This is a genomic window from Pseudomonas sp. GOM7 (assembly GCF_026723825.1).
Taxonomy (GTDB): Bacteria; Pseudomonadota; Gammaproteobacteria; order Pseudomonadales; family Pseudomonadaceae; genus Aquipseudomonas.
On the sequence record NZ_CP113519.1, the window covers coordinates 5,011,265 to 5,027,496 of the forward strand.

Genomic DNA, 16,232 nt, shown 5'->3' on the forward strand with positions numbered 1-16,232 from the left:
CTCGCTCTCACCACACCAGCATCTGCAGGCTGGGCTTGGCCTGCAGGCGAATGCCACCTGCCTCGCTCAGGGCCGTCTGGTTGCCTGCCAACGGGTCGTGCAGTTCGGCGGCGCTGATCTGCGGCAAGTGCAACGGTGCCGAGCTTTCGCTCCAGAACAGCCAGACATGCTTGCCGTCCTCGCGCTGCCAGGCAACGCTGAACAGGTCATCGGGGGTCGCTTCCAGCGTGGGGGCGTCCGCCGGTTCCAGGCGCGGCCCGGTCAGCTTGAGGAAGCGCTGCAGGGCCAGATAGACCGGCTTGGGTTTGCCTTGCAGATCGAGCAGGCCGTAATGCTGATCACGCGCCGACGCGCGGCTGTCAAGGTCGGACAGGGCGAAGAGGAATACCTTGTCGTAGTCCAGCGCGCTCATCAGTGCCAGACGGCGCAGCACGTAGTCCGCCTGGCCCTGATCACCGATAATTTCCTGCAATTCCTTCGGCCCACTGTAGCTCGACCAGCCCCATTCGGTGGCCCAGATCTGCGGCACCTGCGCACCGCGCAGGGTGGCGTTGAGCTGCTGGCTGCGCAGCACGAAATCGCGCGCGCCGGGCTCGTCGGTTTCCGGAGTCTGTGAATAGGGGTGATAGGCGACGATGGTGCCCAGTTGCTGCACACCCAGCTTGCCCAGGCTTTCCAGCATCAACCCGCCCTTGACCGGCATCTGGCTGTAGTAGGCCATGCCACCCATCACCACCGGCTTGTCCGGCACGGCCTGGCGTAGCGCCTGGGTGGTCACCTGCAACAAGCGGCCATAGCCTTCTGGATCCTCGTGGGGGCGCCAGAACGAGGGCAGGTTCGGTTCGTTCCACACCTGCCAGGCATCGACACTGGGGTAACGCTTGGCCAGCATGGCCATGCGCTCGGCGAACACGCGCGGGTCGCGCGGTGGGTACTGATCCGGCGTCGGCGAGCCGGGCGGCGCGCTGGTGGCATGGGGCGCCGAACCGACCAGGTAGAACACCGACTTGAGCTGCTGCGCTTTGAGGTCAGCGACCAGTTGATCCAGCTCACCCAGGCGGTAGCGACCTTCCTTGGGCTCGTGGCGATCCCAGTGCAGATCGATGCGCGTCCACTCCAGGCCCAGATCGCGCAGGCGCTGCATCTGCTCGCGGTATTGCTCGGGGCTGAACCAGAGAAAGTGCGCATTGACCCCGAGAAAGTCCTTCCAGACCACCGCACGCGGCGCCTTCAGTTGCGTGGCCTCGGCCTGGGCCGGCTGGCTCATGCCACAGCCGGCCAGGCCGAGCGTCAGCCCCGCCAGCAGCGCCAGACGGGAAAACCATGGGCTGATCATGCACATACCTCTGCGAAGAGTTGGCGAAAACGCTCGGCCGTCTTGGGCCAGGCACGGGCCGCGCCGATCTCGGCCGCGCGCTCGGCCCACTGGGCGACCCGCTGCGGCGTCTCGGCCGCCTGTTCGATGCAGGCCGACAAGGCTTCGACGTTGCCCTGCGGGTAGGTCAGGCCATTGCCGCCGCGCACTTCTTCGGCGAAGGCGCGGGCGTCGGAGGTGATCGCCCCGCGCCCGCAGGCATTGGCCCAGGACAGCGCGCCGCTGGTGCCACGCATCTCGCCGAGCAGGCTGAGCTTCTTCGATTCACGATAGGGCAGCACCAGCACATGGTGCGCCTGAATGCAGGCGGCGATGTCGCTGGCCGGCAGATCCAGCGACCAGTCCAGGCACCCCTCCAGACGCAGGGCACGGGCCCGTGCACGCAGCTCGTCGAGGTAGTTACCACGGGGGCCGAAGGCGATCTCCGGGGCGCTGCCACCGGCCAGGGTGAGACGGATGCGCCCATGCAGCTCGGGGCGCCGTTGCAAGGTGGCTGCCAGGGCATCGAGCAGATCCTCGATACCCTTGCCGCGATAGATGAAACCGAAATACAGCAGGCGCAACGGCTCGGCCGCTGGCAGCGGTTGCGGCGCGATCTGCAGGTTGCCGTGGGCGATGCTGAGCTGACGCCCGGCGGGCAGGCGCATGCGCCGGGCCAGCAGGCCGCCACCCAGTTCGGTGAGGGTCACCACCCTTGCCAGGCCCTGCGCCACCTGGCGCTCTTCGCGCAGGGTCAGCGGGTCGGCCAGCAGCGCCGCCAGTTGTGGCAGCGGGCTGGGTAGCCGCCCCAGCCAGCGCAGCGCCCAGGGCAGGCTGGCGCGGCGCCAGACCAAGCGCTCCGGGTCGTGCACGGTGGCGGTCAGGGGCAACTGCGGTTGATGCTTCTGCAACCAGCGCAAGGCCTGAAACTCCCCCAGGCGTCCACCGCCCAGCTCGGCATGCGCCAGATCCACCGAACTCCAGTCGAAGGCGGCGAGTGCCGCAGCATTACGCTGCGCATCCATGCCACAACCGCGTAGCGGGCACAGCACCTCGACACCGGCGGCCTGCAAGGCCGTACTCAGGTGCCAGGCGTAATCGGCGATGCCGGTCTGCTCGGGCGGCAAGGGCGCCAGCAGGGCAATGCGCATCAGGCTCCGCCCCGCAGACGCCTGAACAGATCCAGCACGGCGCCCGGCACCTCGAAGCGGCGCTTGTTGAGGATGATGCCGTCGACCTTGCCGAAGCCAGTCTGCAACAGCGACAAGGCGTTCTGCACCACCGGGATGGTGCTGGTCTTGGCCTCCACCACCAAGGCGATCAGGTCGGCACGGCGCAGGGCGAGGAAGGCGTCCTGGTTGCTCAGCAACGACGAGGCATTGAGGATCAGCACCTCGCCCGGCCTGGCCGGCTCGCTGCCCAGCAGGCGCACCTGGTAGCCATGCTCGATCAGCAGGCGAGCAAGGTGCTCGGTGACGAAACGCACCCCCTCCCCCGGTCGCGCCGACGCCAGCGCCAGGGTCAGGCCCTGCTGCTGTACACGGTCGAGCGGCAAATGACTGTAGAGCCGATAGAGGCTGGCGGTAAAGGCGCTGTCGAGCTTCCACGGCTGCGGCCCGAGATCCTGCAGGGTGCTCCACAGCGGCACCTTGAACACGGTCTCGATGCGCGCGCCGTCATGAATGCGCTGGTCGATCAGGTAGCACAGATACAGCGTCAGCAGGCCCACCGCCAGCGCCGCCGGCAGGGCCAGCAGCAGCATCATCAGGCTCTTGGGGAAGACTCGGCTGGGGTTGAAGGTAGCCTCTTCGATCTTGGCGATATTGCTGATCTGGCTGTTGTCCAGCGCCTGGTCGATACGCGCCTTCTCCAGGGTTTCGGCATACAGCGCATAGCTCTTCTCGGCGTTGGCCAGTTCCAGCAACAGGCGGGTGATCGCCGGTTCGTCGGCCATGACGCGCAGGCGCTCCTGCTGCAACTGGGCGAGCTGCGCATCGTAGTCCTTGACCTGCCCAGCCAGCTGCTTGGCGCGCAGCTCGGCGTCGATGATCTGCTGCTGCAGATTGGCCACTATGGCGTTCGGCGCGAAGTTCTTCGAGCGCTCGATGCGCTCGGCTTCCTTGGCGATCATGGCCTTCATCTGCTCGATGCTCTGGTCGACTTCACGCACTGGCGGCGTGTCGGGCAGGAAGGTGCGCAGCAGGCCGGCGCGCTGCTCCTCCAATGCATTGAGGCGGCGCTTGAGGTCGAGCTGGTTGGGGTTGAGGCTGACCTCACGCGCGGTCACCACCTCCTGCGGCTGACGCTTGAGCTGCAGGCGCGCATCGGCCAGGAAACTGGCGATACCGGCCTGCTCGTTGAGACTTTCGGCGCGAGCATCGGCCAGGCGGTTGATCTGGTTGGTGAGGTTCTCCAGACGTTCCTGCACGCTGACCGCATTGACCTCCTGCAAGCGCGTGCGCAGGTCGTTCTTGAGGCCGTCGATCTGCGCCGCGACCTGCTGCATCTCGTTCTCGTAGAACACCTGCAGGCTCTTGCGCCCCAGGGTACGGGCACGCTCCGCGAGGTAGACATCGACCCAGGTCTGCACCACTTTCTGGGCAATGGCCGGGTCGTTCCAGGTGAAGCTGATTTCCATGACCGCCGAACCGGGTTCATGGCCGACGGTGAAGTTCTTCTCCAGCTTCTTGGCCAGACGTTCGACCGGCGATTGCGCCTCCACCAGCCCGAGCAACTGCAGCACGCTGCGCAGCGCATCGATCACCGCATTGACCGCCTTGCCGACCTCGAACTTGATGGTCTTCCACACCCCCTGCGGTTGGTAATTGGCCATCAGCTCGATATAGCGCTCGGCGACCATGCGCACGATGGGCCGCCCGGTGAGCATCTTCTCTTCGTCGACTATCGGGTCGCGTTGGGTGCTGGGGGCGATCAACGCCTGGCGGTTGGCCACTTCCAACGGCAGCGTGGTGCTCTCGCGGCCCGGTTTGACCAACAGGCGCGCGTTGGATTCGTACTTGGTCGGCAGCAGGAATGCACCCAGCAGCACCAGCACCAGGGTCACCACCACCGCCGCCTCGAACTCTCGCCGGAAGATGAAGAACAACCGCAGCAGGTCGCGGAAGGAGCGGATATCGATCATCTGGACATACTCATGACAGGCGAGAGAGAAATCGAACGCGACGTGCCGCCGGACAGGCGCGACGCGCGGGTGAAACAGGGCACCGTGCAGGCCGCTCGCGAAGAGCGCCAGCCGCCATCGCGCCAGTCATCAGACTGTTCGACAGGGCCGTGGCAGGGTAGCGATCCGATCATGCAGAGCTCCTGGCACAGGTGGTATCGATTCAGGCCGCGAGCGCCCGGTCAGACCAGGGCGCCGAGGCGACGGCACTCAGACGTAGGTCACGTCTTCCGCACCGAAATAATCACCGCTCTGCACTTCGTAGAACTGCACCGGGGCCACGCTCGGGTTGTTCATCGCGTGCACCTGCTCCAGGGCCACGTTCAGCCCCTCGCCGCTGCGCAGGCGATGCACCTGGCCGTCGATGTCGACGTGGAGAATGCCGGACAGCACCAGCAGGCGCTTGCTGCGGTGCTGGTGGTAGTGCGCGGGCAGGCCCTGGCCCGGAGCGATGGTCACCTTGACCAGGCAGTGGCGCGGCGACTCCTCCAGTGCCTGACTGGTGCCCCATGGGTACTGGCAAAGGCCTTTGGGAGAGGTGCTGGCGGGGTGGAAGAATTCGTTGGACATCTTTTGCTGTTCCTTGTCGGTCAAATGTTGTCGTGGTTGGCAGGACGGTCTCTGCGCCCTGGCCGCGGTTATCTCACGCTATGCAGCGTCTGGCTGGCAAGGCCGATGATGACATCATCGGCCGTCTACCCGCCTCATTGAACGAAAACGCAATCCTCGTCGGCGAGGAACTCACCCAGACGCACCTCGAAGAAGGTCGCCGGGGAAACACCCGCATTGCTCAGCGCATGCACCTGCTCCATGGCGATATCGATGCCATCGCCCTCACGCAGGCGCTGTACCTGGCCGTCGATCTCAACCTGCAATATCCCGGAAAGCATCAGCAGGTGCTTGCTGCGGTGCGCATGGTAATGCGCGGGAATCAGCGCTCCCGGCTTGAGCTCGACCAGCAGCACGCTGTGCAGCGGCGTTTGCTCGATCAGGCGGTTGCTGCCCCAGCCATGCACCTGGCTGGGGGCATCGACCAGCATGGCCGGCTCGGCCGCCAGCGGGCGAGCCGGCGCAGGCGCGCTCTGCGGCTGAGCAGAAGTGACGCGAGCCGGCGGATGCGCCACGAGGCCGGCCGTGGTGCTGACCAGCGGCGGCAGCGGACTGCCTGGCACGCTGGCAGGTGCCGAGGCCGCTTGCGGCGCGGCTGAGGGTTCAGGCGTAACGACGGGTTCAGGCGCGGCGACAGGCTCAGGCGTGGCGACCGCTATGGGGGCCGGGGTCGCGACAGGCGCGGCAGCCGCTGCCGGCGCCTGTGTCCGCTCGGTCAGCAGTGGTGGCTGGCTCGCTGCCTCGGGCGCTGGCGCAACGGGCGCCGGCTCGGGCAGCACGCGGCCGCCGGCGAGCAGATTGAGCAGGCGCGCCGGCACCTCGAAACGGCGTTTGTTGAGGATGATGCCGTCGATCTTGCCGAATGCCGTGTTGAGTACCGACAAGGCGTTCTGCACCACCGGGATGGTGCTGGTCTTGGCTTCCACCACCAGGGCGATCAGATCGGCGCGGCGCATGGCCAGGAAGGCATCCTGATTGCTCAGCAAGGAGGACGCATTGAGCAGCACCACTTCACCGGGGCGAGCCGGCTCGCTGCCGTCGAAACGCACGGCATGGCCGCGTTCGATGAGCAACTGCCCCAGGTGCTCGCTGACGAAGCGCACGCCCTCCCCCGGCCGCGCCGAGGTCAGGGCCAGGGTCAGGCCTTCGCGCTCGATGCGCTCCAGGGGCAACTGGCTGTAGAGCCGGTAGATGCTGGCGGTGAAGGCGCTGACGATCTTCCAGGGGCGCGGCCCGAGGTGCTGCAAGGTGGTCCACAGCGGCACCTTGAACACCTCCTCGACGCGCGCGCCATCGTGGATGCGCTGGTCGAGCAAGAAGCACAGGTACAGCGTCAGCAGCCCCACCGCCAGGCCCAGCGGCAGCGCCAGGGCGAGAATCAGCAGGCTCTTGGGAAAGACCCGCGAAGGGTTGAGCGTGGCCGCTTCGAGCAAGGCGATATTGCTGATCTGGCTGCGATCCAGGGCCTGGTCGATGCGGGCCTTTTCCAGGTTCTCGCCGTAGAGGCTGAAGCTCTTCTCGGCGTTGTCCAGCTCCAGCAGCAAGCGGTTGATTTCCGGCTCGTCGCTCATCACCTTCAGGCGCTCGGCACGCAGGGCCGCCAGTTGCTCGGCATAGTCCTTGATCTGCCCGGCCAACCGGCGTTCACGCAACTCGGCGTCGACGATCTGCTGGCGCAGGTTGGTGGCGATGCTGTTGGGTTCCAGGTTCTGCGAACGCTCGATGCGCTCGGCCTGTTTGGCGATCAGGGCCTGCATCTGCTCGATGCTCTGCTCCACCTCGCGCACCGGCGGGGCATCGGGCATGAAGGTGCGCAGCAGGCTGGAACGCTGCTCCTCCAGCGCATTCAAGCGGCGATGCAGGTCGAGCTGATTGGGATTGAGGCTGATCTCGCGGCTGGTGACCAGCTCTTTGGGTTGGCGCTTGAGCTGTTGGCGTGCATCGGCCAGGAAGGTGGCGATCCCCGCCTGTTCGTTGAGCTTCTCGGCACGCGCATCGGACAGCCGGTTGATCTGGTTGGTGAGGTTTTCCAGGCGTTCCTGCACGCTGATGGCATTGACCTTCTGCAGACGGTCGCGCAAGGCGTGCTTGAGGCTGTCGATCTGTTCGCCGACCTTGTCACGCTCACCCTCATAGAAGGAATACAGGCTGTCGCGGCCCAGGGCACGGGTGCGCTCCTCGAGGTAGGCGTCGATCCAGGTCTGCACCACCTGCTGGGCGATATAGGGGTCGTTCCAGGTGAAGCTGACCTCCATGACCGCCGAGCCCGGTTCGTGGCCGACGCTGAAGTTCTTCTCCAGCTTCTTGGCCAGGCGCTCCACGGGCGTCTGCGCCTCCACCAGCCCCAGCACCTGCAGCACGCTACGCAACGCTTCGATGACGGCATTGACCGCCGCACCGACATGGAACTTGACCGTCTTCCAGAAGCCTTCCGGGCGGTAGTTGGCCATCAGCTCCAGATAGCGCTCGGCGACCATGTGCACGATGGGCCGGCCGGTGAGCAGCTTCTCTTCGTCGACCACCGGATCGCGTTGCGTGCTGGGAGCGATCAGCGCGGCTCGACCAGTGGCGTCGATCGGCATGGTGGCGTTGTAACGCCCAGGCTTGACCAGCATGCGCGCGGTGGACTCGTACTGGGTCGGCAGCAGGAAAGCGCCGAGCACGGCCACCACCACGGTGGCGATCACCGCGAGCTGGAACTCCCTGCGGAAGATAAAGAACAGCCGCAATAGATCGCGGAAAGATCGAATTTCAAGCATGTTTTAGGTCTGCTCTTATCTGCCGAAATTGCAGGTATTTCCCTGGCACTGATAGGTGTTACCGCTGTTGCTGACGTCAGGCGAGTTCAGGTCATAGTTGAACCCGACCCCGATCCCCTTGTTGATCGGAAAGAGCCGCGTGAAATACATGTCCACCGCCTCGACGGTGCTGCCGATCCCCGACTGCGGCACGTAGATGAGATCGCCACGCTGCATGGCGATCATCGGCCTGTCCTTGTCCTGCAGTAGCGAGGCCAGGCTGAAGAAGTACATCTTGTACTTGCCGTCGTCACCCGCGCGCAGCAGGGCGATATTGTCGCTGTCGGCCGAGGGCAGCACGCCGCCGGAAGCCAGCAGCACCTGCTCCAGCGTGGCGTGGCCGACCAGGTCGAAGAAGGCCGCATTGGGCACCGCGCCACCGATGAACACCTTGTTGCTCGGCGCGATGGCGATGTTCACCGTGGCGTTGGGGCGGCGGTAGATCTTGCTCAGCTTGCTGGTGACCTCCTTGGCCACGTCCTCGGGGGTACGCCCGTCGGCTTTGATCAGGCCCACGTAGGGCATGGAGAAGTAGCCGTCCGGGCGTACCACGAACAGGGTCATGTCGTCCTTCTCGGAGGGCTCCTGAGCGTCACGCACGATGCGCAGGGTGTCGCCACTCTGGATGCGTACCTGCGGTGGCGGCAGGTCGGCCAGCTTGTAGATTTCCTGGTGGCGCTGCTTGAGCGCCTCGTCGTCGGGCAGGTGTACCCGCGCCGGCGTGCTGCAACCGACCAGCAACAGCGTCAGCAAGGCGACGACGACAGAGGACTGAACGAATGACTTCTTGGTATGAGCGAACATGGGTCTAGGTCCAGTAAGTGGAAAACATGCTGAGACGACGCTTGATGGAGCATGGCAGATGGGCTTCGAGATGACCGAGACGATAGCCCAGCAGTTTGCACGCGGTACGCAACAACACCTCGGGAATGCGCCAGAGGGCACCGGCGCCCTGCAAGGTTCGCAGCTCTGCCTTGACGTAACGCAGGCCTTCGCCACCGGCAGCGCCGAAGGCCTGGCCGATCCAGCGCTCGCGACCATAGAACACGCCGATGTCGAAATAGCGGCGAAACTCGTCGAGCACGCGATAATCGTGCGAGTGCCGCACCTCGGCATCGGCGGCGTAGCGCACCGCATGACCGGCCAGCAGCAGGCGCGCTGCGACGTAGGCATCCTCGCTGCCGATCACGTCCTCGGGAAAGCCGCCCACGGCCTCCAGCGCCTCGCGCCGATAGGCGGCGAAGGAGTCGGAGCTGAAGCAGGTCTTGATGCCCAGTTCGGCGGCATCGGCCAGGCGCTTGGTACGCGACTGCGGCGGGTAGTTGAAGCGCCGCGCCTGCGCGCCCAGCAAACCGGCATCCGCGTGCGGCAACTGGCGGCCATAGGCGACGCCGATGTCCGGCTCGCTGAGCAGGTTCGCCAGCAGGCGGGCAAAGCTCTGCGGGTTGGCTGGAATGGCGTCCTGGGTCAGGTAGATCAACACGTCGGCCTGCACCTGCTGGCTGGCCCAGCGTCGCGTGCCGCCATGGTTGAACTGGCTCGGCTCGATCACCTCGACCCGCGCACCGGCAGCGCGCATGCGCGCCACGGTATCGTCATGCGAGGCGCTGTCGACCACCAGGAATTCGTCCGCCTGCAGGGTCTGCTCGGCGAGCGCCGGCAACAGCCGGTCGAGGTGCGCACCGGCATTGCGGGTCGGAATGATCAGAGCCACACGCATCAGGTCTTGGGCTCGCTGGCCGGCGCACGGCCGTAGATGTCGGTGAAGCGGACGATGTCGTCCTCGCCCAGGTACTCGCCGCTCTGCACCTCGATCATCACCAGGTCGATCACCCCGGGGTTGACCAGGCGATGGCTGTGCCCGGCAGGAATGAAGGTGGACTCGTTGGTGTTGAGCAGAAAGTCGCGCTCGCCATTGACCACCCGCGCCATGCCGCTGACGACTATCCAGTGCTCGCTGCGGTGGTGGTGCATCTGCAGCGACAGGGATTCGCCAGGGCGCACCATGATGCGCTTGATCTTGAAACGCGAGCCTTCCTCGAGCACGGTGTAGGTGCCCCAGGGGCGGGTGACCGTGCGGTGCAGGCGATAGGCCTCGTGGCCGCGCTTCTTGAGCTCCTGGGCGACGTACTTGACGTCCTGGGTGTTGTTGGCATCGGCGATCAGCAGGGCGTCGGGGGTGTCCACCACCACCAGGTCACGCACGCCGACAGCACCGACCATGCGCTTGGGCGAATCGATGTAGCAGCCCTGCACGTTGTGCAGCACCGCCTCGCCACGGATCTGGTTGCCATTGGCATCGGCCGGGCTCAACTCACGCAGTGCCTGCCACGAACCGATATCGCTCCAGCCCAGGTCGCAGGGCACCACGGCTACCTTGTTCGAGCGCTCCATCAGGGCATAGTCGATGGAAATATCGGTCACCTGGGCAAAACGTTCGGCATCCAGCTCGCACTGCACGCCCAGCTTGCCGGTCGTCGAGGTACTGGCAGCCAGGCAGCGCTCCACGCCCTCCACCACCTCGGCGGCATGCTCGCGCAGTTCGCGCAGCAGCACATCGGCACGGAAGCAGAACATACCGGCATTCCACAGATGCTGACCGCCGTCGAGGTAGGCCTGGGCGGTGGCCAGATCCGGCTTCTCGACGAAACTGGCCACGCGCAGGCCGCCGTGCTCCAGGGCTTCGCCCTGGCGGATGTAACCATAGCCGGTCTCGGCATGATCCGGGCGAATGCCGAAGGTCACCAGCCAGCCGGCTGCGGCCAGGGCTCGTGCCTGCTCCACGGCGGCGCTGAAGGCGGCCTGGTCACGAATCAGGTGATCGGCCGGCAGCACCAGCAACTGGGCGTCTTCGCCATGCTGTTCGAGCACGTGCAGGGCCGCCGCAGCGATGGCCGGAGCGGTATTGCGCCCCATGGGTTCCAGAAGGAAGTCCAGCCCCCGGCACTGCAGCTTGAGCACGCGATAGTCGTCGAGCGTGCGAAACAGCAGCTCGCGGTTGATCACGCTGAGCAACTGGCTGACGTCGGGCAAGGCGGCGACCCGCTCGAAGGTCTTCTGCAACAGGCTGCGGCCATCGGCCAGACGCATGAAGGGTTTCGGCATGGCCTCCCGCGAAACCGGCCACAGACGGGTTCCCGCGCCACCGGCGATGATGCAGGGAATCAGGGCAGTCATGGTCAATAAGCCTCTCGCGTGAGCAGAACCGCCGGCAGGGTGCGGAACAGGATGTAAAGGTCGAACCAGACCGACCAGTTCTCGATGTATTGCAGGTCGAACTCGACGCGCTTCTCGATCTTCTCCAGCGTATCGGTCTCGCCACGATAGCCGTTGATCTGCGCCCACCCGGTGATGCCCGGCTTGACCCGATGGCGCGCGGTGTACTCCTTGACCGCATCCTCGAAGAGGATGCCTGCCGCCTTGGTCGCCGTGGCATGAGGCCTGGGGCCGACCATGGACATGCTGCCGAGCAGCACGTTGAATAGCTGCGGCAGCTCGTCCAGGCTGGTGCGGCGAATGAAACGCCCGACCCGGGTGATGCGATCATCGCCACGCGTGGTCTGGCGCTCGGCATTGGCATCGGCCTTGTGGCAATACATCGAGCGGAACTTGAACACTTCGATCAATTTGTTGTTGTAACCATAGCGTTTCTGCCGGAACAGCACGGGCCCAGGTGAGTCGAGCTTGATCGCCAGAGCGACCAGAGTCATCACGGGCAATGCCAGCATCAGCGCCAGAGAAGCCAGACACAGATCCTCCAGACGCTTGATCAGTGGCGACCAGCCATCGAGCGGCCGTTCGGACACGTTGAACATCGGCAGCCCAGCCACCTCGGTGATGCGATTGCGCGCGTGCCGGAACGCCAGCATGTCCGGCACCAGCAACACATTCACCGGCAACCTGCGCAACTCCCGCACGATCTGGCCGATACGGCTTTCCGCAGACCAGGGCAAGGCCACCAGCACCTGAGTGATGCGCTCCTCGCGCACCAGGCGCTCCAGCTCACGGCTGTTGCCCAGCAATGGCAGCCCCGCCACGCGCTCGGGCAAACGCCCGATACGATCGTCGATGAAACCGATCAGCCCAGAGCGCACATCGCGATGGCGCGACATGAATTCCGCCAGGCGCACACCGTTATCGGTCGCGCCGAGAATCACTGTAGCCTGCAGGTACTGCCCCGTGCTCATCCAGTAGCGGTACAGCGTCAGAATCAGCAGGCGCTCGGCGACGAACGCCATGAAACTGGCCAGGAACCAGAAGCTCAGGTAGTACCACTGCATGAAATTGAACATCGACAGCGCCTGGTGCATGAACAACATCAGACAGAACGCAGCCGACCAGGCGAAGAACATCACCCGAAAACGCAGCAGGTTGCTGAAAATCTCATCCGAGTAGACGCCGAGCGCCTGAAACATCATTACCGTCAGCACGCTGAAGAACAGCAGTACCGCCGCATAGCTATGGGTCAGCGCCGGCTCTTCGGACAACCACAGCAGCAACAGCAATCCCGGTAATGCCGCCGTCAGGCCATGCAACAGCCGACAGCCAGCCAGGAAATATTCGATGAAGCCAGGACGCGCCAGCAATGAACTACCACCTGACAGCTGACGCATGAAACCACTACCCCGCCGTGACTTGCGACTCGAATCCACGAGACGTCAGAAAAAAGACAGTCATAATTCGCATTTCGCCACAACGACAGAATTTCGTCGAAACAACCATGGCGCGACTAAACCATTTTTATAGTGGCATTTCAATATTCTACTTAACCAATAGCACAGTTAATTCATGGCGCCATAAAACCAGCGACATATCTCATGTCGCCATGCCCTGAGCGCTCGGCGCAAGCGCCCATCTGGCCTATGATTGGCACCCAGACCCATTCACCCCTTAAGCGAAAGGCTCAGCATGCGCATCTTGATCACCGGCGGTGCCGGCTTCATCGGTTCGGCACTGGTTCGTCACCTGATTCAGGACACCGAGCACGAGGTACTCAACCTGGACAAGCTGACCTACGCCGGCAATCTCGAATCACTGCTGCAAGTATCCGGCCATCCGCGCTACCGCTTCGTCCAGGCCGACATTGCCGACAGCGCCGTGGTCGCACAGACCCTGGCCGAGTTCCAGCCGGAGGCGATCATGCACCTGGCCGCCGAATCCCATGTCGACCGCTCCATCGACGGCCCGGCCGCCTTTATCCAGACCAACATCGTCGGCACCTACGCCCTGCTGGAAAGCACCCGCGCCTACTGGCTGGGGCTGGACGGCGAACGCAAGGCCGCCTTCCGCTTCCACCACATCTCCACCGACGAGGTGTACGGCGACCTGCACGGTGCCGACGACCTGTTCACCGAGACCACGCCCTACGCCCCCAGCTCACCCTACTCGGCGAGCAAGGCCGCTTCCGACCACCTGGTTCGTGCCTGGCAACGCACCTACGGCCTGCCGGTGCTGATCACCAACTGCTCGAACAACTATGGCCCCTACCATTTCCCCGAGAAGCTGATCCCGCTGATGATCCTCAACGCCCTGGCGGGCAAACCACTGCCGGTCTATGGCAACGGCCAGCAGGTGCGCGACTGGCTGTACGTGGAGGATCACGCCCGCGCCCTGCTCAGGGTGGTCAGCGCCGGCAAGGTGGGCGAGACCTACAACATCGGCGGGCACAACGAGCAGAAGAACCTCGATGTGGTGAAGGCCATCTGTGCCCTGCTGGAAGAGCTGGCACCCGAGAAACCGGCCGGTGTCAGCCGTTACGAAGACCTGATCAGCTACGTCAAGGATCGCCCCGGCCATGACCTGCGCTACGCTATCGATGCCAGCAAGATCGAACGCGAACTGGGCTGGGTACCGCAGGAAACCTTTGCCAGCGGCCTGCGCAAGACCGTGCTCTGGTATCTGCACAACCTCGACTGGTGCCGCCACGTTCAAGATGGCAGCTACCAGGGCCAACGACTCGGCACCGTTTAAGGAACGCCCGCCATGAAAGGCATCATCCTCGCCGGAGGTTCCGGTACCCGTCTGCACCCCATCACCCTTGGCGTATCCAAGCAACTGCTGCCGATCTACGACAAGCCGATGATCTACTACCCGCTGTCGGTGCTGATGCTCGCCGGCATCCGCGACATCCTGATCATCTCCACCCCCGAGGATCTGCCCAACTTCGCCAAGATGCTCGGCGACGGCAGCCAGTTCGGTGTTCGCCTGCAGTACGCCGAGCAACCCTCGCCGGACGGCCTGGCCCAGGCCTTCCTGATCGGCGAGGCGTTCATCGGCAGCGATCCGGTGTGCCTGATCCTCGGCGACAACATCTTCCATGGTCAGCACTTCACCGAGAAGCTGCTGCGTGCCGCCAGCCAGCCCAGCGGCGCCACGGTGTTCGGCTACTGGGTCAGCGACCCCGAGCGCTTCGGCGTGGTGGAGTTCGATGCCGCCGGCAATGCCCTGTCCATCGAGGAAAAACCGCCACAGCCGAAGTCCAGCTATGCCGTCACCGGCCTGTACTTCTACGACAATGACGTGGTGCGCATCGCCAAGGCGGTCAAGCCCTCGCCACGCGGCGAGCTGGAGATCACCGACGTCAACAACGCCTATCTGGCCCGTGGCGACCTGCGCGTCGAGCGTTTCGGCCGCGGCTTCGCCTGGCTCGACACCGGCACCCACGACAGCCTGCTCGACGCCTCGCAATACGTGCAGACCGTGGAGAAGCGCCAGGGCCTGAAGATCGCCTGCCTCGAGGAAATCGCCTACCAGCAGGGCTGGATCGACCACACGCGCCTGTTGAGCCAGGCCAAGGCCTTCGGCAAGACCGGCTATGGCCAATACCTGTACAAACTCGCCGAGGGACATGCATGAAGATCATCGCCACCGACCTGCCCGACGTGCTGATCATCGAGCCCCAGGTGTTCGGCGACGAGCGCGGCTTCTTCTACGAGAGCTTCAACGCGCGGCGCTTCGCCGAACTGACTGGCGTGCACGGCGAGTTCGTCCAGGACAACCACTCGCGTTCGGCGCGCGGCGTGCTGCGTGGCCTGCACTACCAGGTGCAGCAGGCGCAGGGCAAGCTGGTGCGGGTGACTGCCGGCGAGGTGTATGACGTCGCCGTCGACCTGCGTCGCGGCTCGGCGCACTTCGGCCAATGGGTCGGCGTCCACCTGTCCGCCGAGAACAAGCGCCAGCTCTGGATTCCGGCAGGCTTCGCGCACGGTTTTCTGGTGCTCAGCGAGCATGCCGAGTTCCTCTACAAGACCACCGACTATTACGCCCCCGCCCACGAACGCTGCATCCGCTGGGACGACCCGCACCTGGCCATCGCCTGGCCGCTGGCCGGGCAGACGCCGCAACTGTCAGCCAAGGATCAGCAGGGCATGCCATTCGAGGAGGCCGACACCTTCCCATGAAGATTCTCATCACCGGCCATACCGGCCAGGTCGCCCGCGAGCTGCAGCGTGCGCTCGCCGGCCATGAGCTGCTCAGCCTGGGCCGTGCCGATTTTGACCTGGCCCAGCCACAGCGCCTGGGCGAGGTCATCCTCCGCGAGCGTCCGGCACTGGTCATCAACGCGGCCGCCTATACCGCCGTCGACCAGGCCGAGCAGGAGCGCGAGCTGGCCTTCACCATCAACGCCGAGGCGCCAGGCGCCATGGCCGATGCCTGCTTCGAGCTGGACATTCCGCTGATTCACTACTCCACCGACTACGTCTTCGACGGCAGCAAGGCCACCCCCTACCGCGAGGCCGACACACCGCACCCGCTGGGCGTCTATGGCGCCAGCAAGGCGGCCGGCGAGCAGGCCCTGCGCATCAGCGGCTGTGATCACCTGATCCTGCGTACCAGCTGGGTCTACTCACGGCACGGGCGCAACTTCCTGCTGACCATGCAACGCCTGCTGCAGGAGCGCGAGCAGCTCAAGGTGGTGGACGACCAGATCGGCGCGCCCACCTGGGCCGGCAGCATCGCCAGCGCCACGGTCGAGCTGATCGACAAGTGGCAGCAGGGCCGCTACCACTGGGGCACCTATCACCTGACCTGCCAGGGCCAGACCAGTTGGTTCGGCTTCGCCAGCGCCATCGCGGAACGCCTACGCGCCGAGGGCAAGCGCTGTGCCGAGCTGCTGCCGATTCCCTCCAGCGAATACCCCACGCCTGCGCAACGACCGCTCAACTCGCGCCTGGATGGCGAACGACTGGCGCAAGCCTGGCAGGTGAGCCTGCCGCCTTGGGAGCAGGCGCTGGACGCCTGCCTGGCGCGCCAGGACTGAAGGCACGGGCCTGCTGCCGTTTACGCGCGA

13 protein-coding genes and 1 pseudogene are annotated in these 16,232 nt (G+C 64.9%); 4 read left to right on the forward strand and 10 right to left on the reverse strand.

What is annotated here, in order from left to right; genetic code table 11:
- Positions 1-7 precede the first annotated feature (7 nt).
- The 10 genes and pseudogenes from OU800_RS22325 to OU800_RS22370 all read right to left on the reverse strand — a co-directional run bounded on the left by OU800_RS22325 (position 8) and on the right by OU800_RS22370 (position 12,555).
- The gene (locus OU800_RS22325) at positions 8-1,336 is read right to left on the reverse strand and encodes a beta-xylosidase (protein ID WP_442964723.1); all 1,329 of its coding nucleotides are present in this window, start codon (positions 1,334-1,336) and stop codon (positions 8-10) included.
- A complete protein-coding gene (locus tag OU800_RS22330; RefSeq protein ID WP_268179544.1) occupies positions 1,333-2,505 on the reverse strand; it encodes a glycosyltransferase in 1,173 nt (390 codons plus the stop codon). The genes OU800_RS22325 and OU800_RS22330 overlap by 4 nt, the downstream gene beginning before the upstream one ends.
- Complete coding sequence (locus OU800_RS22335; RefSeq protein WP_268179546.1) at positions 2,505-4,496, reverse strand: exopolysaccharide transport family protein; 1,992 nt, start codon at positions 4,494-4,496, stop codon at positions 2,505-2,507. The genes OU800_RS22330 and OU800_RS22335 overlap by 1 nt, the downstream gene beginning before the upstream one ends.
- 249 nt (positions 4,497-4,745) lie before the next feature.
- Complete coding sequence (locus tag OU800_RS22340) at positions 4,746-5,105, reverse strand: phosphomannose isomerase type II C-terminal cupin domain (RefSeq protein ID WP_268179548.1); 360 nt, start codon at positions 5,103-5,105, stop codon at positions 4,746-4,748.
- Between the two features lie 134 nt (positions 5,106-5,239).
- Entirely contained in the window at positions 5,240-5,575 is a 336-nt protein-coding gene (locus OU800_RS22345; protein WP_268184407.1) for a cupin domain-containing protein, read from the reverse strand.
- A 357-nt stretch (positions 5,576-5,932) separates the two neighbouring features.
- Positions 5,933-7,903, reverse strand: a pseudogene (locus OU800_RS22350) (exopolysaccharide transport family protein); the annotation flags it as partial.
- Positions 7,904-7,918: 15 nt separating this feature from the next.
- Positions 7,919-8,746: a polysaccharide biosynthesis/export family protein gene (locus OU800_RS22355; RefSeq protein WP_268179550.1), complete on the reverse strand. Its 828-nt coding sequence runs from the start codon at positions 8,744-8,746 to the stop codon at positions 7,919-7,921.
- Positions 8,747-8,750: 4 nt separating this feature from the next.
- A complete protein-coding gene (locus tag OU800_RS22360) occupies positions 8,751-9,662 on the reverse strand; it encodes a glycosyltransferase family 2 protein (protein WP_268179551.1) in 912 nt (303 codons plus the stop codon).
- Positions 9,662-11,119 (reverse strand): mannose-1-phosphate guanylyltransferase/mannose-6-phosphate isomerase, encoded by a 1,458-nt coding sequence (locus tag OU800_RS22365; RefSeq protein ID WP_268179552.1) that lies wholly within the window; start codon positions 11,117-11,119, stop codon positions 9,662-9,664. The genes OU800_RS22360 and OU800_RS22365 overlap by 1 nt, the downstream gene beginning before the upstream one ends.
- 2 nt (positions 11,120-11,121) lie before the next feature.
- The gene (locus OU800_RS22370; RefSeq protein ID WP_268179554.1) at positions 11,122-12,555 is read right to left on the reverse strand and encodes an undecaprenyl-phosphate glucose phosphotransferase; all 1,434 of its coding nucleotides are present in this window, start codon (positions 12,553-12,555) and stop codon (positions 11,122-11,124) included.
- A gap of 295 nt (positions 12,556-12,850) precedes the next feature.
- On the opposite strand from OU800_RS22370, the gene rfbB reads away from it, so the two are divergent.
- From rfbB to rfbD, 4 genes are read left to right on the forward strand one after another with little or no spacing between them, the layout of a single operon-like run.
- Positions 12,851-13,912 carry a dTDP-glucose 4,6-dehydratase gene (gene rfbB, locus OU800_RS22375; protein WP_268179556.1) on the forward strand — a complete coding sequence of 354 codons (1,062 nt, stop codon included), beginning with the start codon at positions 12,851-12,853 and terminating at the stop codon, positions 13,910-13,912.
- Between the two features lie 12 nt (positions 13,913-13,924).
- Positions 13,925-14,797, forward strand: a complete 873-nt coding sequence (gene rfbA, locus OU800_RS22380; RefSeq protein WP_268179559.1) for a glucose-1-phosphate thymidylyltransferase RfbA — start codon at positions 13,925-13,927, stop codon at positions 14,795-14,797.
- A complete protein-coding gene (gene rfbC / locus OU800_RS22385; RefSeq protein ID WP_268179561.1) occupies positions 14,794-15,342 on the forward strand; it encodes a dTDP-4-dehydrorhamnose 3,5-epimerase in 549 nt (182 codons plus the stop codon). Before rfbA ends, rfbC begins: the two co-directional genes overlap by 4 nt.
- A complete protein-coding gene (gene rfbD / locus OU800_RS22390) occupies positions 15,339-16,202 on the forward strand; it encodes a dTDP-4-dehydrorhamnose reductase (RefSeq protein ID WP_268179563.1) in 864 nt (287 codons plus the stop codon). Before rfbC ends, rfbD begins: the two co-directional genes overlap by 4 nt.
- Positions 16,203-16,232: the final 30 nt, after the last annotated feature.

Bases quoted from the DNA above. Each gene is read 5' to 3' on its own strand.
- OU800_RS22325 (WP_442964723.1), bottom strand. From the start codon at position 1,336: ATGATCAGCCCATGGTTTTCCCGTCTGGCGCTGCTGGCGGGGCTGACG.
- OU800_RS22330 (WP_268179544.1), bottom strand. From the start codon at position 2,505: ATGCGCATTGCCCTGCTGGCGCCCTTGCCGCCCGAGCAGACCGGCATC.
- OU800_RS22335 (WP_268179546.1), bottom strand. From the start codon at position 4,496: ATGATCGATATCCGCTCCTTCCGCGACCTGCTGCGGTTGTTCTTCATC.
- OU800_RS22340 (WP_268179548.1), bottom strand. From the start codon at position 5,105: ATGTCCAACGAATTCTTCCACCCCGCCAGCACCTCTCCCAAAGGCCTT.
- OU800_RS22345 (WP_268184407.1), bottom strand. From the start codon at position 5,575: ATGCTGGTCGATGCCCCCAGCCAGGTGCATGGCTGGGGCAGCAACCGC.
- OU800_RS22355 (WP_268179550.1), bottom strand. From the start codon at position 8,746: ATGTTCGCTCATACCAAGAAGTCATTCGTTCAGTCCTCTGTCGTCGTC.
- OU800_RS22360 (WP_268179551.1), bottom strand. From the start codon at position 9,662: ATGCGTGTGGCTCTGATCATTCCGACCCGCAATGCCGGTGCGCACCTC.
- OU800_RS22365 (WP_268179552.1), bottom strand. From the start codon at position 11,119: ATGACTGCCCTGATTCCCTGCATCATCGCCGGTGGCGCGGGAACCCGT.
- OU800_RS22370 (WP_268179554.1), bottom strand. From the start codon at position 12,555: ATGCGTCAGCTGTCAGGTGGTAGTTCATTGCTGGCGCGTCCTGGCTTC.
- rfbB (WP_268179556.1), top strand. From the start codon at position 12,851: ATGCGCATCTTGATCACCGGCGGTGCCGGCTTCATCGGTTCGGCACTG.
- rfbA (WP_268179559.1), top strand. From the start codon at position 13,925: ATGAAAGGCATCATCCTCGCCGGAGGTTCCGGTACCCGTCTGCACCCC.
- rfbC (WP_268179561.1), top strand. From the start codon at position 14,794: ATGAAGATCATCGCCACCGACCTGCCCGACGTGCTGATCATCGAGCCC.
- rfbD (WP_268179563.1), top strand. From the start codon at position 15,339: ATGAAGATTCTCATCACCGGCCATACCGGCCAGGTCGCCCGCGAGCTG.